Origin of the sequence: Streptomyces changanensis, assembly GCF_024600715.1 — a bacterium.
GTDB classification, from domain to species: Bacteria; Actinomycetota; Actinomycetes; order Streptomycetales; family Streptomycetaceae; genus Streptomyces; species Streptomyces changanensis.
On sequence record NZ_CP102332.1, the window covers coordinates 3,067,218 to 3,084,081 of the forward strand.

At 75.5% G+C, this 16,864-nt stretch carries 15 protein-coding genes and 1 tRNA gene; 8 read left to right on the top strand and 8 right to left on the bottom strand.

Features of this window, described 5'->3' with window-relative positions; genetic code table 11:
• Nucleotides 1-172: 172 nt before the first annotated feature.
• Both NRO40_RS13500 and NRO40_RS13505 read right to left on the bottom strand, forming a co-directional pair.
• Nucleotides 173-1,558 carry a M1 family metallopeptidase gene (locus tag NRO40_RS13500; RefSeq protein ID WP_058944160.1) on the bottom strand — a complete coding sequence of 462 codons (1,386 nt, stop codon included), beginning with the start codon at nt 1,556-1,558 and terminating at the stop codon, nt 173-175.
• Between the two features lie 239 nt (nt 1,559-1,797).
• Nucleotides 1,798-2,391, bottom strand: coding sequence for a GlcG/HbpS family heme-binding protein (locus tag NRO40_RS13505; protein WP_058944159.1), 594 nt, complete (start codon nt 2,389-2,391; stop codon nt 1,798-1,800).
• Nucleotides 2,392-2,749: 358 nt separating this feature from the next.
• Between NRO40_RS13505 and NRO40_RS13510 the strand changes: the two genes are divergently transcribed.
• The 5 genes from NRO40_RS13510 (at nt 2,750) to NRO40_RS13530 (ending at nt 7,864) form a co-directional block, all read left to right on the top strand.
• Nucleotides 2,750-3,886, top strand: coding sequence for a sensor histidine kinase (locus NRO40_RS13510; protein ID WP_058944174.1), 1,137 nt, complete (start codon nt 2,750-2,752; stop codon nt 3,884-3,886).
• Nucleotides 3,883-4,620, top strand: a complete 738-nt coding sequence (locus NRO40_RS13515; RefSeq protein ID WP_079047351.1) for a response regulator — start codon at nt 3,883-3,885, stop codon at nt 4,618-4,620. Before NRO40_RS13510 ends, NRO40_RS13515 begins: the two co-directional genes overlap by 4 nt.
• A gap of 226 nt (nt 4,621-4,846) precedes the next feature.
• Nucleotides 4,847-5,347, top strand: coding sequence for a hypothetical protein (locus NRO40_RS13520; protein ID WP_058944172.1), 501 nt, complete (start codon nt 4,847-4,849; stop codon nt 5,345-5,347).
• Between the two features lie 190 nt (nt 5,348-5,537).
• Nucleotides 5,538-6,746 carry a phytoene desaturase family protein gene (locus NRO40_RS13525; RefSeq protein ID WP_058944158.1) on the top strand — a complete coding sequence of 403 codons (1,209 nt, stop codon included), beginning with the start codon at nt 5,538-5,540 and terminating at the stop codon, nt 6,744-6,746.
• A gap of 116 nt (nt 6,747-6,862) precedes the next feature.
• Nucleotides 6,863-7,864: a zinc-binding dehydrogenase gene (locus NRO40_RS13530; RefSeq protein ID WP_058944157.1), complete on the top strand. Its 1,002-nt coding sequence runs from the start codon at nt 6,863-6,865 to the stop codon at nt 7,862-7,864.
• 156 nt (nt 7,865-8,020) lie between these two features.
• Here NRO40_RS13530 and NRO40_RS13535 read toward each other — a convergent pair whose 3' ends face one another.
• Nucleotides 8,021-8,497 carry a GNAT family N-acetyltransferase gene (locus tag NRO40_RS13535; RefSeq protein ID WP_058944156.1) on the bottom strand — a complete coding sequence of 159 codons (477 nt, stop codon included), beginning with the start codon at nt 8,495-8,497 and terminating at the stop codon, nt 8,021-8,023.
• Between the two features lie 194 nt (nt 8,498-8,691).
• Nucleotides 8,692-8,768: transfer RNA gene (locus NRO40_RS13540), tRNA-Thr, on the bottom strand.
• A 181-nt stretch (nt 8,769-8,949) separates the two neighbouring features.
• Between NRO40_RS13540 and NRO40_RS13545 the strand changes: the two genes are divergently transcribed.
• The 3 genes from NRO40_RS13545 (at nt 8,950) to NRO40_RS13555 (ending at nt 11,509) form a co-directional block, all read left to right on the top strand.
• Nucleotides 8,950-10,086 carry an ABC transporter ATP-binding protein gene (locus NRO40_RS13545; protein ID WP_058944155.1) on the top strand — a complete coding sequence of 379 codons (1,137 nt, stop codon included), beginning with the start codon at nt 8,950-8,952 and terminating at the stop codon, nt 10,084-10,086.
• A 237-nt stretch (nt 10,087-10,323) separates the two neighbouring features.
• Nucleotides 10,324-10,737 carry a hypothetical protein gene (locus NRO40_RS13550; RefSeq protein WP_058944154.1) on the top strand — a complete coding sequence of 138 codons (414 nt, stop codon included), beginning with the start codon at nt 10,324-10,326 and terminating at the stop codon, nt 10,735-10,737.
• A 49-nt stretch (nt 10,738-10,786) separates the two neighbouring features.
• Nucleotides 10,787-11,509 carry a nucleotidyltransferase family protein gene (locus tag NRO40_RS13555; protein WP_058944153.1) on the top strand — a complete coding sequence of 241 codons (723 nt, stop codon included), beginning with the start codon at nt 10,787-10,789 and terminating at the stop codon, nt 11,507-11,509.
• 254 nt (nt 11,510-11,763) lie between these two features.
• Here NRO40_RS13555 and NRO40_RS13560 read toward each other — a convergent pair whose 3' ends face one another.
• The 4 genes from NRO40_RS13560 to cysS all read right to left on the bottom strand — a co-directional run bounded on the left by NRO40_RS13560 (nt 11,764) and on the right by cysS (nt 16,654).
• Nucleotides 11,764-12,357, bottom strand: a complete 594-nt coding sequence (locus NRO40_RS13560) for a helix-turn-helix domain-containing protein (protein ID WP_058944152.1) — start codon at nt 12,355-12,357, stop codon at nt 11,764-11,766.
• Nucleotides 12,358-12,480: 123 nt separating this feature from the next.
• Nucleotides 12,481-14,109 (bottom strand): DoxX family protein, encoded by a 1,629-nt coding sequence (locus NRO40_RS13565; protein ID WP_079047349.1) that lies wholly within the window; start codon nt 14,107-14,109, stop codon nt 12,481-12,483.
• 109 nt (nt 14,110-14,218) lie between these two features.
• Nucleotides 14,219-15,169: a 23S rRNA (guanosine(2251)-2'-O)-methyltransferase RlmB gene (rlmB, locus tag NRO40_RS13570; RefSeq protein ID WP_058944150.1), complete on the bottom strand. Its 951-nt coding sequence runs from the start codon at nt 15,167-15,169 to the stop codon at nt 14,219-14,221.
• A gap of 84 nt (nt 15,170-15,253) precedes the next feature.
• Nucleotides 15,254-16,654 carry a cysteine--tRNA ligase gene (gene cysS / locus NRO40_RS13575; RefSeq protein ID WP_058944149.1) on the bottom strand — a complete coding sequence of 467 codons (1,401 nt, stop codon included), beginning with the start codon at nt 16,652-16,654 and terminating at the stop codon, nt 15,254-15,256.
• Between the last annotated feature and the right edge of the window lie 210 nt (nt 16,655-16,864).

A 16,864-nucleotide genomic window follows, 5' to 3' on the forward strand; every position in this document is an offset into this window, starting at 1 on the left:
TACCGCGACCCGCCCCCGATGACCCGGTCCCCCCGCCGTGCCGGCTGGCCCCCGCCATGCCGGCTGGCCACGTCGTCTCGACCGCCCCCGCCGTCCCGGACGTCCCGGACGTCCCGGCCATCAGCATCGTCCCGGGCGTCCCGGGCACCCCGTCCGGGCCGGCCGTCGCGGCTCAGGGCGCGTCCGGCTTCTCCGTGCCGTACAGCCAGGTGTCCCAGACCTCCGTCAGGTCCTCGCCGGTCTCCTCCTCGACGTACGCGGTGAACTCGTCCGTCGAGGCGTTGCCGTGCCGGTGCTCGGCGGCCCAGCCCCGCAGCAGGCCGAAGAACGCGTCGTCGCCGACGGCCTGGCGCACCTTGTGCAGCACCATCGCGCCCCTGCCGTACACGGGCGGCTGCGAGATGTCGGCGGCGGTCGGCGGCTCGGCGGGCGGGAACGCCCAGTTGGCCGGGTCGGCGAAGGCCTCCTCGTGGTTCTCCTGGGCGGGCCGGTCCTCGAAGTCCTCCGCGTACAGCCACTCCGCGTAGGTCGCGAACGACTCGTTGAGCCACATGTCGCGCCAGGAGCGGGGGGAGACGGAGTTCCCGTACCACTGGTGGGCCAGTTCGTGGACGAGGATCTCGACGGTGAACTGGTCGGCGGGGATGACCGGCCGCGTCTGCGTCTCCAGCGCGTACCCCGCGTCGCCCTCCCGCTCGACGATCACGCCGGCGGAGGTGAAGGGGTACGGGCCGAGGTTCTCCGTCAGCCAGCCGAGCAGTTCGGGCAGCCGGGCGAGCACCGGCGCGGCTTCGCGGGTGACGGTGCGGTCGGTGGCCGTGACGACCGGCAGCCCGGCCGGAGTGCGGCTGGTGGTGACGTCGAACCGGCCGACGGCGAGGGTGGCGAGGTAGCCGGCCATCGGTTCGGTGGTCCGCCAGGTGACGGTGGTACGGCCGTCCGCGGTGCGGGCGCGGCCGGGCAGGCCGTTGCCGATCGCCCGGTAGCCCTCGGGGACGGTGACCGTCACGTCGTACGTGGCCTTGTCGGAGGGGTGGTGGTTGCCGGGGAACCACGCCGTGGACCCGGCCGGCTGCCCCAGCGCGAGCGCCCCGTCGTCGGTGGGCAGCCAGCCCTCCCGCGACCCGTCGGCGTCGGTGACGGTGCGCGGGGTGCCGGAGTAGCGGACGGCCGTGCGGAAGGTCGCCCCGCGGGCGAGGTCGGAGCGCGGCCGCAGGGTGAGCTCCTGCCCGGCGCGGCGGACGGAGGCCGGCTCACCGTCGACGGTGGCGCCGTGGACGGTGAGCCCGGCCAGGTCCAGGTTGAACGCGCTGAGGTCCTGCGTGGCGCGGGCGGTGATCTCGGCGGTGCCGTCGAGGCGACCGGTGCCGGGATCGTAGGCGAGGGTGAGCGCGTAGTGCCGTACGTCGTACCCGCCGTTGCCCAGGCGGGGGAAGTACGGGTCGCGCAGCCCGGCCGCGCCGGGCGTGCCGGTGACGCCCTGCGTGCAGCCGGCCGCGAGCAGCGCCACGGCGAGCGACGCGGAGGCGAGCCCGCGCACCCTCTTCCCTCGTCTCACACGGCGATCCTAGGCCGGGCCGGGACGCGAGGCCTGTCTGTCAGGGCGTCAGGGCGCCAGGGCGTCAGGGCGGTGGCGGCGTCGGGACGGCCGGGCCGTCAGGACGGTGGCCCGCGTACGGATGGCCGGGCCGCCAGGACGGTGGCGGCGTCAGGGCTGCCGGGCCGTCAGGCGGCGGGCCCGCCATGGCGTCGGAGGCAAGGGGCATCGGGGCATCGGGGCGTCAGCGTGTCGGCGTCTCAGCGGCCGAGGGCGGCGGCACCGGCCCGCGCGTACTCCTCGTCCAGGGCGCCGCTGGGCGCGCCCGCCACGCCGATCCCGGCGATCGGCGCGCCGCCCGCGGCCACGGGCACGCCGCCGCCGAGGAAGAGCGTGCCGGGGATGTCCCTCAGGTTGGGCGTGGTCTCCAGGCGCTTGACGAGCGCGGAGGTGGGGGCGTTCCAGGAGACGGCGGTGAAGCCCTTGCGCTCCGCCGACGCGTACGACTGCGGTCCGGCGCCGTCGCCGCGCAGGACGACGATCGTGTTGCCGGCGCGGTCGACGACCGCGACGCTCACCCGCTGCCCGTCCTCGCGGGCGGCCTGGAGGGCGGCCTGGGCGGCGCGGGTGGCGGCGTCGACGGTGAGGTGACTGGTCCGGTGGACGTTCCGGTCGCCGGCCTCGGCGGCGGTGACGGTCCGCTGCGGGGCACCGGCGGCGGCGGTGGGGGTGGTGGCGTTGGCGGACACCGCGCCGAAGGTGCCGGCGGCGAGCGCGGCGGCGACGGCGGCACCGGTGAGGAGGCAGGTGCGGCGGGACGCGGGGCGGGGGGACGGGGTGCGGTGGTCGTTCACGGGGGCTCCCGGGGTGGGGTCGGCTGGTGCAACGCCTCCACCATCCCGCCGTGACCTGCGGTTCCGCGTCGCCGAAGCGGGTGACTGAGGGGTCGGCCGATCGGTTGATGCCGGACGGCGCGCAGGGGCGGAGGATGGGGGCGTGACGCACATCGACCCGCCGGACACACCCCGGCACCCCGCCTCCCCCGACGGCCCGTACGGCGGGGTCGGCGGGGTCGGCGGCACGGGCGAGGGCGCGTACGGCGTGGGCGGTGCGCACGGCGGTGCCGGCGGTGCGCACGAGACGGACGACGGCCCGGACGGCGTTGCCGCGGACGGTGGCGTCGAGCGGGATGCCCGGGGGCTGGCCCGGGTCATGCACGTGGCGTTCTTCCTGCTGCTCGCCGCCTCGCTCGCCCGCTTCCTGCTCCGCCACCCCTGGGACGGGCGGGGCGCGTGGGTCGTGGCGCTGTCGGTCGCGCTGGCGGCGCTGTACGCCCTCGGGCCCGGCGCCGCCGCGCCCGCCTCCCGGCGCGGCCGGGTCTGGCTGGCGGCCGTCGTGGTGGTCTGGACGGTGCTGGTGGTGGCGGCCCCGAGCTTCGCGCTGTGCGCCGTACCGCTGCTGTTCACCGGGCTGCGCCTGCTTCCCCGGCGGGCCGCGCTCGCCCTCGTCACGCTGCTGACCCTCTTCGTCGTCGGCGCCCTCCAACGGCTCGCCGACCCGGGCCTCGACCCGGTCACGCTCGTGGCGCCGCCCGCCGCGGCGGCCATCGCGACGGCCGTGTTCCTGCACGCCCGCCGGCAGGCGGAACGGCAGCGGGCGCTCATCGCGGACCTGCTGCGCACCCGCCGCGACCTGGCGGCGACCGAACGGCGCGAGGGCACCCTGGCGGAACGGCAACGGCTGTCGATGGAGATCCACGACACGCTCGCGCAGGGCCTGTCGAGCCAGCGGATGCTGCTCCAGGCCGCCGACCGCACCTGGGACGGCGACCCCGAGACGGCGCGCCACCACGTCCGTACCGCCGCCGCCATCGCCGAGCACAACCTCGCCGAGGCCCGCCGCTTCGTCCACGACCTGGCCCCCGCCGACCTGGCCGGGGGCGGTGGCCTCGCCCCGGCGCTGCGCGCCCTCGCCGCCCGCGAGACGACCGGCGGCCTCCTGGTGGGCTTCCACGCCGAGGGTGCGGACGCGGCGCTTCCGGACCGGGTCGCGTCGGCGCTGCTGCGGATCGCGCAGGGCGCCCTCGCGAATGTACGGGAGCACGCCGGGGCCACCCGGGCCGCGCTCACGCTGACCCGGCTCGACGACCAGGTGGTGCTGGACGTGGCCGACGACGGCCGCGGTTTCGACCCGTCCGCCGCGCCGCCGCCCGGTACCGACGCGCGCGGCCACGGCCTGCCGGCGATGCGCGCCCGGTTGGCGGCCCTGGGCGGCACGCTGACCGTCGAGTCGGCGCCCGGCGAGGGCACCGTGCTCTCCGCCTCGGTCCCCCTGGAGGCCCGACGATGACACCCCCGGACCCCGGCAGCACCGGCGCCCCCGACACCCGGGGAACCCCCACGACCCCCAGCGCCCCCGGTGTCACCGATGACACCGGCAGCACGCCCACCCCCGACACCCCCGGGACCGTCCGGGTCCTGCTCTGTGACGACCACGCCGTCGTCCGCGCCGGCCTGCTCGCCCTGCTCGGCAGCGAGCCGGGCGTCGAGGTCGTCGGCGAGGCGGGCAGCGGCGAGGAGGCCGTCGCGGCGGCCGCGAAGCTGCGGCCCGACGTGGTCCTCATGGACCTCCAGCTCGGCCCCGGCATGGACGGCGTCGAGGCGACCCGGCGGATCGCCGCACCCGACGTACGGGTCCTCGTCCTCACCACGTACGACACGGACGCCGACGTCACCCGGGCCGTCGACGCGGGCGCCACCGGCTACCTGCTCAAGGCCGAACGCCCCGAGGAGCTGTTCGCCGCGATCCGCGCCGCCGCCGAGGGCCGCACAGCGCTCTCCGCGCCGGTCGCCGGCCGAGTCCTGGACCGGGCGCGCGGCGCGGCGGCGCCCGCCCTCACGGCCCGCGAGCGCGACATCCTCGGCCAGCTCGCCCACGGCCTCGGCAACCGCGACATCGCCCGGGCGCTCTTCATCAGCGAGGCCACCGTCAAGACCCACCTGGGCCGCATCTACGCCAAGCTCGGCGTCGACACGCGCGCCGGCGCGGTGGCGGTGGCCAAGGAGCGGCGCCTGGTCCCCTGAGGCCCGGGCGGGTACGCCGGGCCCGCGTCGGCGCGGGTACGCCGGGCCGGCGCCGGATCACGCCGGGTGCGCCGGGGTCCGCGCCGAGCCTGCCGGGGCCGCACCGCCCGGAGTCGGCGCACCGGGGCCGGCGCACCGGAGCCGCGTCCGCCCGGTACGCGGTGCGCCCGCGCCGGGCGCGGTGCCCCGGGCCGCGGCCCGCCGGGGACGTGACACCATCGCGTACGTGCTCGACATCGGCTACTCGCTCTCCCGCCGCTTCCCCGACCCCCCGCAGACCGACTACCGGCGCGCGGACGTCCACGCGCTGCGGCACGACCTGTTCTGCGGGGACGTGTACCTCGCCGACCCGGAGACCGACCGCGAGGTGTCCACGGCCTGGGGGTGGGTGCCGGTGCTCGACTTCGCGTGGGCGCTCTGCGACATCGTCGAGCAGCTCGACCGCGACCCGCACGGCAGCCGGGCGGCGAAGCCGCAGTACGCCGAGCTGGACTTCACCGAATCCACCGACCGCATGCTGTTCGAGCGGCGGTTCGGCTGGGTCGACGTGGAGGCCGACTGGATGCCCGGCGACGAGCCGCCGCTCACCTTCGGCCACGGCGAACTGAGGCGCGAGGCCCGGGACTTCCTCCACGACCTGATCGCGGACCTCGTCGACATGCACGAGGGCCTCGCCGACAACCCCGTCGTCTGGGACCTCCAGGCCCGCTTCCCGCGCCTGCCCTGACCACCGGGCCGGACCCGGCCCCCGCCACGTACCCCGCACCGCCCCGGACCCGTACCCCGCCGCGCCCCGAGCCCGGCCCCGCACCGGGCCCACCCACCCCCACCCGCCCTGCCCCACCCGCCCGTAACGAACCGCTCCCCTGCCCGGTCCTTCTCGGTGACAGCCCGTCCCCATCCACCGAGGAGCCACCATGACCCCCCGTCCCGTCCGGCACGTCACCGTCGTCGGCGCCGGCCTCGCCGGACTCACCGCGGCGATCACCGCCGCCGAGGGCGGCGCCCGCGTCACGCTGTACGAGGCCCACCGCACCCCCGGCGGCCGCGCGCGCACCGCGGAACACCCGTACCGCACCAACGAGGGCCCGCACGCCCTGTACCGCCGCGGCCCGCACTGGTCCTGGCTCGCCGCGCGCGGGCTGCTCGGGCCGATGGCGCCCCTGCCCGCCCGCGAAGGCGCGCGGTTCCGCTTCCACCGCGACGGGGCCCTGCGCCGCACCCCGCCGCTCGGGCTGCTGCGCCTGGCGCGCCGCTCCCCGGGACGGGCCCCGGTCGACCTGGACTTCGCCACCTGGGCCGGCGCCGAGGTGGGCCCCGCCGCCGCCCGCGCGGCCACGCACTACAGCGGTGTGGCCCTGTTCCACCACGACCCCGGGTCGCTGTCGGCCCGCTTCGTCCAGGAGCGGCTGCACCGCTCCGCCGCGCTGCCGCCCGAGGCGCGCTACCCGCGCGGTGGCTGGGGGCGGGTCGTGGAGCGGATGGCGGCGCGCGCCCGGGAGCTGGGCGTGCGCCTGGAGACGGGTGCACGCGTCGACACCTTGCCGGGCACCGCCGACGGGCCGGTCGTCGTCGCCACGTCGCTGGCCGCCGCGCGGCGGCTCCTCGGCGACCCGTCGCTGACCTGGGAGAGCGGTCGTACGGCCCTGCTGGACCTGGCCCTGCGCACCCGGGAGGGCGACCCGTTCGTCGTGTCCGACCTGGACGCGCCGGGCTGGCTGGAGCGGTTCACCGCGCAGGACCCGACACTCGCCCCCGCCGGCAGGCAGCTGCTCCAGGGTCAGTTCCCGGTCGGTCCCGGGGCGTCGAGGGACGAGGGCCTCGCCCGCGCGGAGCGCCTGCTCGACCTCGGCTTCCCGGGCTGGCGCGACCGGATGGTGTGGCGCCGCGACGCCCTCGCGACCGGCCGGACCGGCGCCGTCGACCGCCCGGGGACGACATGGCGGGACCGGCCGGCGATCGCGCGCGGCGACGGGGTGTTCCTCGCGGGCGACGCGGTGGCGGCACCGGGCGTCCTGGCGGAGGTGGCGTTCACGAGCGGGCGGGAAGCGGCCCTCCTCGCCCTGGGAGCCCTCGACGCACCCGCCGGCCGGGGCACCAGGCACCCCGCTTCCCGTACCCCTTGACCTCAACCTTGATCGAGGTACCAGCCTGTCACTCGCCCACCCGCACACCGCCGCCCCGGCCGTCGCTGCCCCGCCGCACCGCCGGCCGGGGGCGGGAGACAGACAGGAATCCCACCATGCGCGCGATCCGCCTGCACGCCTTCGGCCCCGCCGAGAACCTCGTCCTCGAAGAGCTCCCGGACCCCGTCCCCGGCCCCGGTCAGGTGCGCGTGGCCGTCGCCGCCGCCGGCGTCCACCTCCTGGACACGGCCCTGCGCGAGGGGATGCCCGGCCCGTTCCCGGCCCCGGCGGAGCTTCCCACCGTCCCGGGTCGCGAGGTCGCCGGCCGGGTGGACGCGGTCGGCGAGGGCACCGACCCGGCCTGGCTCGGCCGGCGGGTCGTCGCCCACCTGGGCATGGCCCCCGGCGGCTACGCCGAACGCGCCGTCGTGGACGCCGCGCGGCTGCACGTGATCCCGGCCCGGCTCGACGAGGCGGAGGCCGTCGCCATGATCGGCACGGGCCGCACCACGATGGGCATCGTGCAGTTCACCGATCTCACCCCCGACGACGTCGTCATCGTCCCCGCGGCGGCCGGCGGCATCGGCACGCTCCTCGTCCAGTACGCGAAGAACGCCGGCGCCGTCGTCGTCGGCCTGGCGGGCGGCCCCGCGAAGGTCGCCCGGGTCCGCGCCAACGGCGCCGACGCGGCCGTCGACTACACCCGCCCCGACTGGGCGGCCGAGGTCCGCGCGTTCCTCGGCGGCGACCGCCGCGCCACGGTCCTCTACGACTCCGTCGGCGGCGACACCGGCCGGACGGCCGTCGACCTGCTCGGCGAGGGCGGCAGGCACGTCGTCTTCGGCTGGTCCGGCCGGGGCCTCCACGACGGCGGGCCGCTCACCTTCACCGACGGGGAACTGGCCGACCGCGGCATCACCTCCGAGCAGGTCCTCGGCCGCGTCATGCTCGACCGGGCGGGCGGCGACGTCCGCACCCTGGAGACCCGCGCCCTCACCGAGGCCGCCACCGGCCGCCTGCGCCCGGCCGTCCAGCGCTTCCCCCTCGCCGCGGCGGCGGAGGCCCACCGCGCCCTGGAGACCCGCCGCACGACGGGCAAGGTGGTCCTGGTCCCCTGAGGAACCACGAGCGGCCCGGCACAGCACGGTGACGACCCACCGCGACCACCTGGCCGTACCCCACCGGAGCCGGACCGCCCCGCCTCGCCCCACCGACGGCACCACCTCCCGCCACCGGAGCCGGGCCCCCGCCGACGGCACCCCACCGGCGACGGACTACTCCGCCGCCCCCAGCGCGGCCAGCGCACCGTCCGTCAGCCGGTACACCGTCCACTCGTCCTGCGGGCGGGCGCCGAGGGACTCGTAGAAGGCGATCGACGGGGCGTTCCAGTTCAGGACGGACCACTCCAGGCGCTCGTAGCCGCGCTCCACGCAGATCCGCGCCAGCTCCCGCAGCAGCGCCTTCCCGTGCCCGCCCCCGCGCGCCTCGGGGCGTACGTACAGGTCCTCCAGGTAGATGCCGTGCACGCCGCGCCAGGTGGAGAAGTTGAGGAACCACAGCGCGAAGCCCACGGCCTCGCCGCGCTCGTCCTCGGCGATGTGCGCGAAGGCGGCCGGGTGCTCCCCGAACAGCGCCTCGTGGAGGTCCCGCTCGGTGGCCCGCACCTCCTCCAGCGCCTTCTCGTACTCGGCGAGGTCGCGGATCATGGCGTGGACGAGGGGCACGTCGTCAGGCGTGGCGGTACGGATCATGCCCGCAGCCTGCCCGGCCCCGACCCCCGCCGTCCACCCCCGTCCCGACCGCCCGCGAGGCCGGCCCGTAGACCCGCCCGAGGCCGGCCCGTAGACCCGCCCGCGAGGCCGGCCGCCCACGGGCCGCGGCCGACGCCGCAGCGGGCCCGCGACGCGGAGGACCCCCGGCCCTGCACGGGCCGGGGGTCCTCCGGTGGAGCCGCCTGTCGGAATCGAACCGACGACCTCAAGATTACAAGTCAAGCGCTCTGGCCAACTGAGCTAAGGCGGCAGCCGGGCCAGTGTAACCGGACCGCTCCGACGCCCGGTCGAAAATTTCACCGATCCCGGACTGCTGACAGGGCCGGGTCCGACGGGTAGCGTCACCGGGGGTCCACCTGGGTGGACCCGCCCCCATCCTTCCTTTACTCGGATCGTCCGGCACGTTCCTGCCGGTGAAGGGACCCATCACCATGGCTTCTGTCACGTTCGACAAGGCGACCCGGCTCTACCCGGGCAGCACCAAGCCCGCCGTCGACCAGCTGGAGATCGAGATCGCCGACGGCGAGTTCCTCGTCCTGGTCGGCCCCTCCGGCTGCGGCAAGTCCACCTCCCTGCGCATGCTCGCCGGGCTCGAGGACGTCAACGGCGGCGCCATCCGCATCGGTGACCGCGACGTCACGCACCTGCCGCCGAAGGACCGGGACATCGCCATGGTGTTCCAGAACTACGCGCTGTACCCGCACATGACCGTCGCCGACAACATGGGCTTCGCACTCAAGATCGCCGGCGTCAACAAAGCGGAGATCCGCAAGAAGGTCGAGGAGGCCGCGAAGATCCTCGACCTGAGCGACTACCTCGACCGCAAGCCGAAGGCCCTCTCCGGCGGCCAGCGCCAGCGTGTCGCCATGGGCCGCGCCATCGTCCGCGAGCCGCAGGTCTTCCTCATGGACGAGCCGCTGTCGAACCTCGACGCCAAGCTCCGCGTCTCGACCCGCACGCAGATCGCGTCCCTCCAGCGCCGCCTCGGCATCACCACCGTGTACGTCACGCACGACCAGGTCGAGGCCCTGACCATGGGCGACCGCGTCGCGGTCCTCAAGGACGGCCTCCTCCAGCAGGTCGACACGCCGCGCAACATGTACGACCGCCCGGCCAACCTCTTCGTCGCCGGCTTCATCGGCTCCCCCGCCATGAACCTCGTCGAGGTCCCGATCACCGACGGCGGCGTGAAGTTCGGCAACAGCGTCGTCCCGGTGTCGCGCGACGCGCTCTCCGCCGCCGCCGACCGCGGCGACACGACCGTGACGGTCGGCATCCGCCCCGAGCACTTCGAGGTCCTCGAGCACGGCGGCGCCGACGCCGGGCAGTCCCTGTCCAAGGACCCCTCCGCCCCGGCCGGCCTGGCCGTCTCGGTGAACGTCGTCGAGGAGCTCGGCGCCGACGGCTACGTCTACGGCTCCGCCCAGGTCGGTGGCGAGCTGAAGGACCTCGTCGTCCGTGTCGGCGGCCGCGCCATCCCGGAGAAGGGCTCCGAGCTGCACGTCGTCCCGCGCCCGGGCGAGCTGCACGTCTTCGCCACCTCCACGGGCGAGCGCCTCAGCGACTGACGGCTCCCGGCGCCCACCGCGCCGCCAGGGACCGCCTCACGAGAACACTCACGGACGGCTCCGCGTACCCACGCGGGGCCGTTCGCGTTTGACGGGCGGAAAGCCGTCGGATACCCCGGCACAGCGGCCGTTTCGTCTCCCGCTCGTCAACACGGAATTCGAAAAGGAGCAGAAAACGCTCCCTCGTGAGAGTGACTGACTGTCGCTGAAACTTCACCGAGCGCTACGCTCGCCTCCGTGAACCAGACAGCACGCCGCATCGGCCGCTCACTCGCCCTCGTCCTGCCCGTCGTTCTGGTGTTCTCCGGAACCCTCGCGGTCACCAGCGTCCCCTGGGCGGGCCCGCCCTCCGACACCCAGCTCCTCACCGCCTCCGCGGAGAACGTCTCCGTGCCCGCCAAGCCGCGCGCGCCGGAGGACCTGCTGCGCGAGCGGCTTCTCACGGAGCTGGAGCAGAAGGACCCGGGCGTCGCCCTGACGCACCTCCAGCGCGCCGTGGAGCAGAGCCCGTCCCTCTCCCGGCACTGCATGTCGATCGCCCGTGAGCTCGGCACCGCCGCCGTCCGCGTCTACGGCCCGACCGAGGCCCAGTCGTACTCCCGGCCCGTCTGCGACACGTCGTTCGCGGGCGGCGTGGCGGGCGCGAGCTGAACCGCGGAGCGCCCCCTGTGGCCACCGCGGTACGCCTATCGTGCCCGGTATGCACACCACCCCCACGCAAGCCGTGGTCCTGGCAGGCGGCCAGGGCTCGCGACTGCGCCCCTACACCGACGACCGCCCCAAGCCGATGGTCGAGATCCCGGGCACCGGGACCCCGATCATCGGCCATCAGCTGTCCTGGCTCGCCGCCGAGGGCGTGACCCACGCCGTCGTCTCCTGCGGCCACCTCGCGGACGTCCTCCAGCAGTGGCTGGCCGGCGCCGACCTGCCGCTGCACGTCACCACCGTCGTCGAGGACGAGCCCCTGGGGCGCGGCGGCGGCCTCCGCCACGCGGCGGCGCACCTGCCGCACGCCGACGAGCCCTGGTACGCCACCAACGGCGACATCTGGACCCGCTTCTCGCTGCGCGAGATGGCCGGCTTCCACACCGAGCGGGACGCCACGGCCACCCTCGCCCTCGCCCGCCCCCGCATCCCGTGGGGCGCCGTCGAGACCGACGCCTTCGGCCACATCACCGACTTCATCGAGTCGCCCCCGTCGCCGTACCTGATCAACGCCGGGGTGTACGTCTTCTCCGCGTCCTTCCGGGAGCTGCTGCCCGAGCGCGGTGACCACGAGCGGACCACGTTCCCCCGGCTCGCCCGGGAGCAGCGCCTCGCCGGCTTCCCACTCCCCCAGGGGGCCTACTGGCGGGCCATCGACACCGCGAAGGACCTCACCGAGGCCGCCCGCGAACTGGCCGCGCAGACCGCCCTCCCGTAGCCCGCCCTCCCGTGGGCGGGCTCCCCCGCGGACGGGCCTGCCGGGCGCTCCCCCGCAGAGGGCGCTCCCCCGCGGACGGGCCCCCTGAAGCCCGGCCCTCCCGCGCGTCCTGACCCACCACCGCGTCCGCGCCCCCAGCGCGTCCGGACCCACCACCGCGTCCCACGCCCACCAGCGCGTCCCGGCCCACCAGCGCGTCCGCGCCCTCCCGGCGTTTCCAGCCCCTCTGCAGGGCCGGGCCCTCCCCGCACGCCCTACCGGCGGGTCCGGGCGCGGACGTGGACCCGCTCGCCCTGGCGCCCGAAGAGGCTCAGGACCTCCACCGGCCCGTCGCCCGTGCTGCCGAACCAGTGCGGCACCCGCGTGTCGAACTCGGCCGCCTCACCCGCCCCCAGCACCAGGTCCTGATCGCCCAGCACCAGCCGCAGCCGCCCCGCGAGCACGTACAGCCACTCGTGCCCCTCGTGGGTGCGGGGGTCGGGGGTGGCACGGGACGGCGGGAGGACCATCTTGTACGTCTGGAGCGGCCCCGGCAGCCGGGTCAACGGCACCACGGTCGAGCCGTGGACGGTACGCGGCTTGAGCCGGACCCGCGGGTCGCCGACCTCCGGTGCGCCGACCAGCTCGTCCAGCGGCACCTGGTGGGCCTGGGAGAGCGGCAGCAGCAGCTCCAGGGTGGGGCGCCGCAGGCCCGTCTCCAGCCGCGAGAGGGTGCTCCGGGAGATGCCCGTCGTCTCGGAGAGCGCCGTGAGGGTCACGCCGCGCCGCCGGCGCAGCTGTCTGAGCCGCGGGCCGACCGCGGCCAACGCCTGTTCCATGTCCGGTGTCTGCTGGCCCATGCCGGCCATTGCACCCCGGCCGTCCCGGGGGCGGCAACAGACGTTGCCGGTTCCGGGAAACGGAACCCGCGACACCGCGGAGGGCGGCCACCCCCACGGGGTGGCCGCCCTCGGTGGGCCGCTGCGGACCGGTCAGCCCAGGAGGCCGCCGAGCGGGTTGCGGTTGCCGCCGGATCCACCGGATCCGCCCGACGAACCGTCCTCGGCGCCGCCCGAGCCGGAGTCCTCCTCCGGGCCGCCGCCGGAGCCGCCGCTGGACGTCGGTCCCGCGCTGGAGGTCGGGGGCGGTTCGGGCTGGGACTGCTCCGGACGCTCGCCCGTGCCCTGGGAGGCCGTGGGCCGCTCCTCCTCGACGCGGTCCTCCTCGCGGACGGGTTCCCGCGTCGCCTCCTGCCCGGCCGTGGGCGCCTCGGACGGCACCTCGGACGCGGACGGGGACGCCGACACCGTCGGCTCCGGCTCCCTGGACGCCTCGGGGCTCGCCTCGCTGCGCGGCTCCTCGGGAAGGGGCTGGCCGGGCAGGTGGTTCGTCGGGTCGGCGTTCGGCCCCGGCACGGTGATCAGGTCGGAGGAGCGCACCGCCCCGCCCAGCACCGAGCCGATCAGCAGGGTCAGACCGATGACGACCGCGGCGACGACCGTGCCGCGGCGCAGCACGCGCCGGCGCAGCTCCCACAGCGCGGACCGCGGGCCGAGCGTCCGCCACGCCTCGCCGGCGAGGCGTCCGTCGACGGAGTACACCGGGGCACCGGCGATGATCAGCGGCGACCAGGCGGCCAGGTAGATGATGTCGGGCGCGTCGTACACCGGCACGGCCCGCCAGCTCACCGTGAGCAGCAGCGCCGCCGACAGCAGGGCGCCGAACACGGCGGCCACCCGCTGCCACAGGCCGAGGATCGTGAGGACACCCACGATGACCTGTGCGAACGCGATGGTCAGACCGGCGCCCACCGGGTGGGACAGGGCGAAGTCGCGCAGCGGCTCGGCCAGCGGCCACGGGTGCAGCGACGTCAACCACTTCACCATGGAGCCGCGTTCCCCGCCGTCGAAGTAGACGGGGTCGCAGAGCTTGCCCATACCGGCGTAGACCGAGATGAGGCCGAGGAAGACGCGCAGCGGCAGCAGCACGACCCCGAGGTTCATCCGGCGATCGGGGTAGTACGCGTGCCGCTGGTGCGCGGCGGAGCCGTCATCGTCGTCGTCGTACGCGTCGTCGTCGTACGCGTCGTCGTACCCGTCGTGGGGGTGCGCGTCGTGGGGGTGCGCGTCGGGGCGGGCGTCGTACGCCCCCTCGGCGCGCCGCATCGGCGGCAGCAGCGGGGTCTCGGGGCCGCGCGGGCCGCCGACGACGGGGGTCGGCATCGTGTCGTCGGAGAGGTCGACGCGCGGGATGAGCCGGGTCGCGCCGCCGTCGCCGCCCAGGAGGGCGCCGTCGAAGGGGGCGCCGGCCGAGCGGCGTTCGAGCGTGTCGACGGCGGCGGAGTCGCGCATCGCCTGGAGGAGTCCGGTCGCGCCGGGGTCGCCGGGCGAGGACTTGCCGCTCCACACGACGGGGGCGCGCCGCCGCCCTCCCGGCACCACCCCGCTCATGACGGGCAGGCGGGCCGTGTCGGCGAACCGGTGCGACTGCACCGGGGCGAGCTGTACCCGGAAACTGGCGTGGTTCACGATGACCTGCGCGGGGTCGCTGTTCACCTTGACCATGCTCAGCGCAGGCTGATCATCGAACCCGGGCCGGGGCGTTCTGGTGTCCACACTCATCTAACCGAGTGATGCGCCGTTAGGACACTGCCTTGACGGCCCCTGAATGTCCGAGACCCGTCAAGATCATGACGGGTCTCGGGACGGTGTGACGGAAGGTGCGGACGGGTCAGGCGCGGCGGCGCGCCGCCTCGTACAGCACGACACCCGCCGCGACGCCGGCGTTCAGCGACTCGGCGCCGCCCGGCATGGCGATGCGGACGAGGACGTCGCAGGTCTCGCCGACGAGCCGGGACAGGCCCTTGCCCTCGCTGCCGACGACGATGACGACCGGGCCCTCCAGCGCCGCCAGGTCGCCGACCTCGGTCTCGCCCTCGGCGGCGAGGCCGACGACGGTCAGCCCGGCCTTCTGGTAGGCCTCCAGGGCACGCGTCAGGTTGGTGGCGCGGGCGACCGGGGTGCGGGCGGCCGTACCGGCGGAGGTCTTCCAGGCGCCCGCCGTCATGCCCGCGGCACGGCGCTCCGGCACGACGACGCCGTGGCCGCCGAAGGCCGACACCGAGCGGACGATCGCGCCGAGGTTCCGCGGGTCGGTGACGCCGTCGAGGGCGACGATCAGCGGGTCCTCGCCGTCGTCGAAGGCGGCCGCGGCGAGGTCCTCGGGGTGGGCGTACTCGTACGGCGGGACCTGGAGGACGAGGCCCTGGTGGTTGAGGCCGTTGGTCATCCGGTCCAGCTCGGCGCGGGGGGCCTCCATGAGGTTGATCCCGCCGCGGTCGGCCGCGAGCTTCAGCGCGTCGCGCACCCGCTCGTCGTTGTCGATGAACTGCTGGACGTACAGCGTCGTCGCCGGTACGCCGTCGCGCAGCGCCTCGAAGACGGGGTTGCGGCCGACGACCATCTCCGACTGGCCCTTGCCGCCGCGACGGGCGACCGGGCGGCGCTGGGACTGGCGGGCCTTGGCGTTGGCGACGCGGTTCTTCACGTGGCCCTTGCGGGCGGACGCGGGCGGCGTCGGGCCCTTGCCCTCCAGGCCCCGGCGCCGCTGGCCACCGCTGCCGACCGTCGCGCCCTTCTTGTTGCTGGTGCGGCGGTTCCTGCGCTGGCTGTTCCCGGCCATGACCTACCTGTCTCCGTCAAACTTCACAGTCGTACTACGTCAGTGTGCCGCCCGGCCGGGCCGGGCGGCACGTTCCAGAGTGCGTCAGCGGGCGCCCAGCGTCCAGCGCGGGCCGTCCGGGCCGTCCTCGACGACCAGCCCCGACTGGGCGAGCCGGTCGCGCAGCGCGTCGGCCGTCGCCCAGTCCTTGCGGGCGCGGGCGGCCTCCCGCTGGTCCAGGACGACCCGCACGAGGCCGTCGACGACGCCGTGCAGCTCCCCGCCGCCGTCGGACCCGCCGGCCCACTGCGGGTCGAGCGGGTCGAGGCCGAGGACGCCCAGCATCGCCCGGACCTCGGCGAGGCACGTCACGGCGGCGTCCTTGTCGTCGGCGGCGAGGGCGCTGTTGCCCTGCCGCACGGTGGTGTGGACGATCGCCAGCGCCTGTGGCACGCCCAGGTCGTCGTCCATCGCCTCGGCGAAGGCCGGGGTGACCTCGGCGGCCGGCTCGACGACCCGGCCCGCCTTCTCCACGACGCGCTGCACGAAGCCCTCGATGCGGGCGTACGCGGACTCCGCCTCGCGCAGGGCCTCCTCGCTGTACTCGATCATCGAGCGGTAGTGCGGGGTGCCGAGGTAGTAGCGCAGGACGACCGGGCGCCACTGCTTGACCATCTCGCTGACGAGCACCGAGTTGCCCAGCGACTTGGACATCTTCTCGCCGCTCATGGTGACCCAGGCGTTGTGCACCCAGTACCGGGCGAACTCGTCGCCGTACGCCTTGGCCTGCGCGATCTCGTTCTCGTGGTGCGGGAAGACCAGGTCGAGGCCACCGCCGTGGATGTCGAACGCCGTGCCCAGGTACTTGTGGGCCATCGCCGAGCACTCCAGGTGCCAGCCGGGGCGCCCGCGCCCCCAGGGGGTCTCCCAGCTGGGCTCGCCGGGCTTGGCGGCCTTCCACATGGCGAAGTCCCGCGGGTCGCGCTTGCCGGTCTCGCCGTCGCCGGACGGCTGGCGCAGCTCGTCCAGGTCCTGCCGGGACAGCTCCAGGTACCCGGGGAACGACCGCACGTCGAAGTAGACGTTGCCGTCCGCCTCGTAGGCGTGGCCCCGCTCGATGAGGCCGCGCATCATCTCGACCATCTCGGTGACGTGGCCGGTGGCGCGGGGCTCGTAGGTCGGCGGGAGGCAGCCGAGGGCCCGGTACCCGTCGTTGAACGCGCGCTCGTTCTCGTACCCGATCGACCACCACGGGCGGCCCTGGTCGGCGGCCTTCGCGATGATCTTGTCGTCGATGTCGGTGACGTTCCGCACGAACGTCACGTCGTAGCCCCGGTAGGCGAACCAGCGACGCATGATGTCGAAGTTCAGCCCGGACCTGATGTGCCCGATGTGGGGAGCCGCCTGCACGGTGGCGCCACAGAGGTAGATCGAGACGCAGCCCGGCCTGAGCGGGGTGAAGTCGCGGATCTGCCGGGCGCTGGTGTCGTACAGCCGAATAGTCACGGGTCCAGAGTAGTGGCCACCCACTACTGCCCCACGCCGGTCCGCCCCGGAACACGCCCCGGCCGCGCCCCCCGCCCAGCCCCCGTCCCGCCGCCCCTCCCCAGCACCACGGCGGTCCCTCCACGGCCCGGGCAGCACCGCAGCCCCTCCGCGACCCGCGCGCCGCACGCCCTTCCCCGGCGGGGAGGCGCCGCACGGCCCGGGGACTGT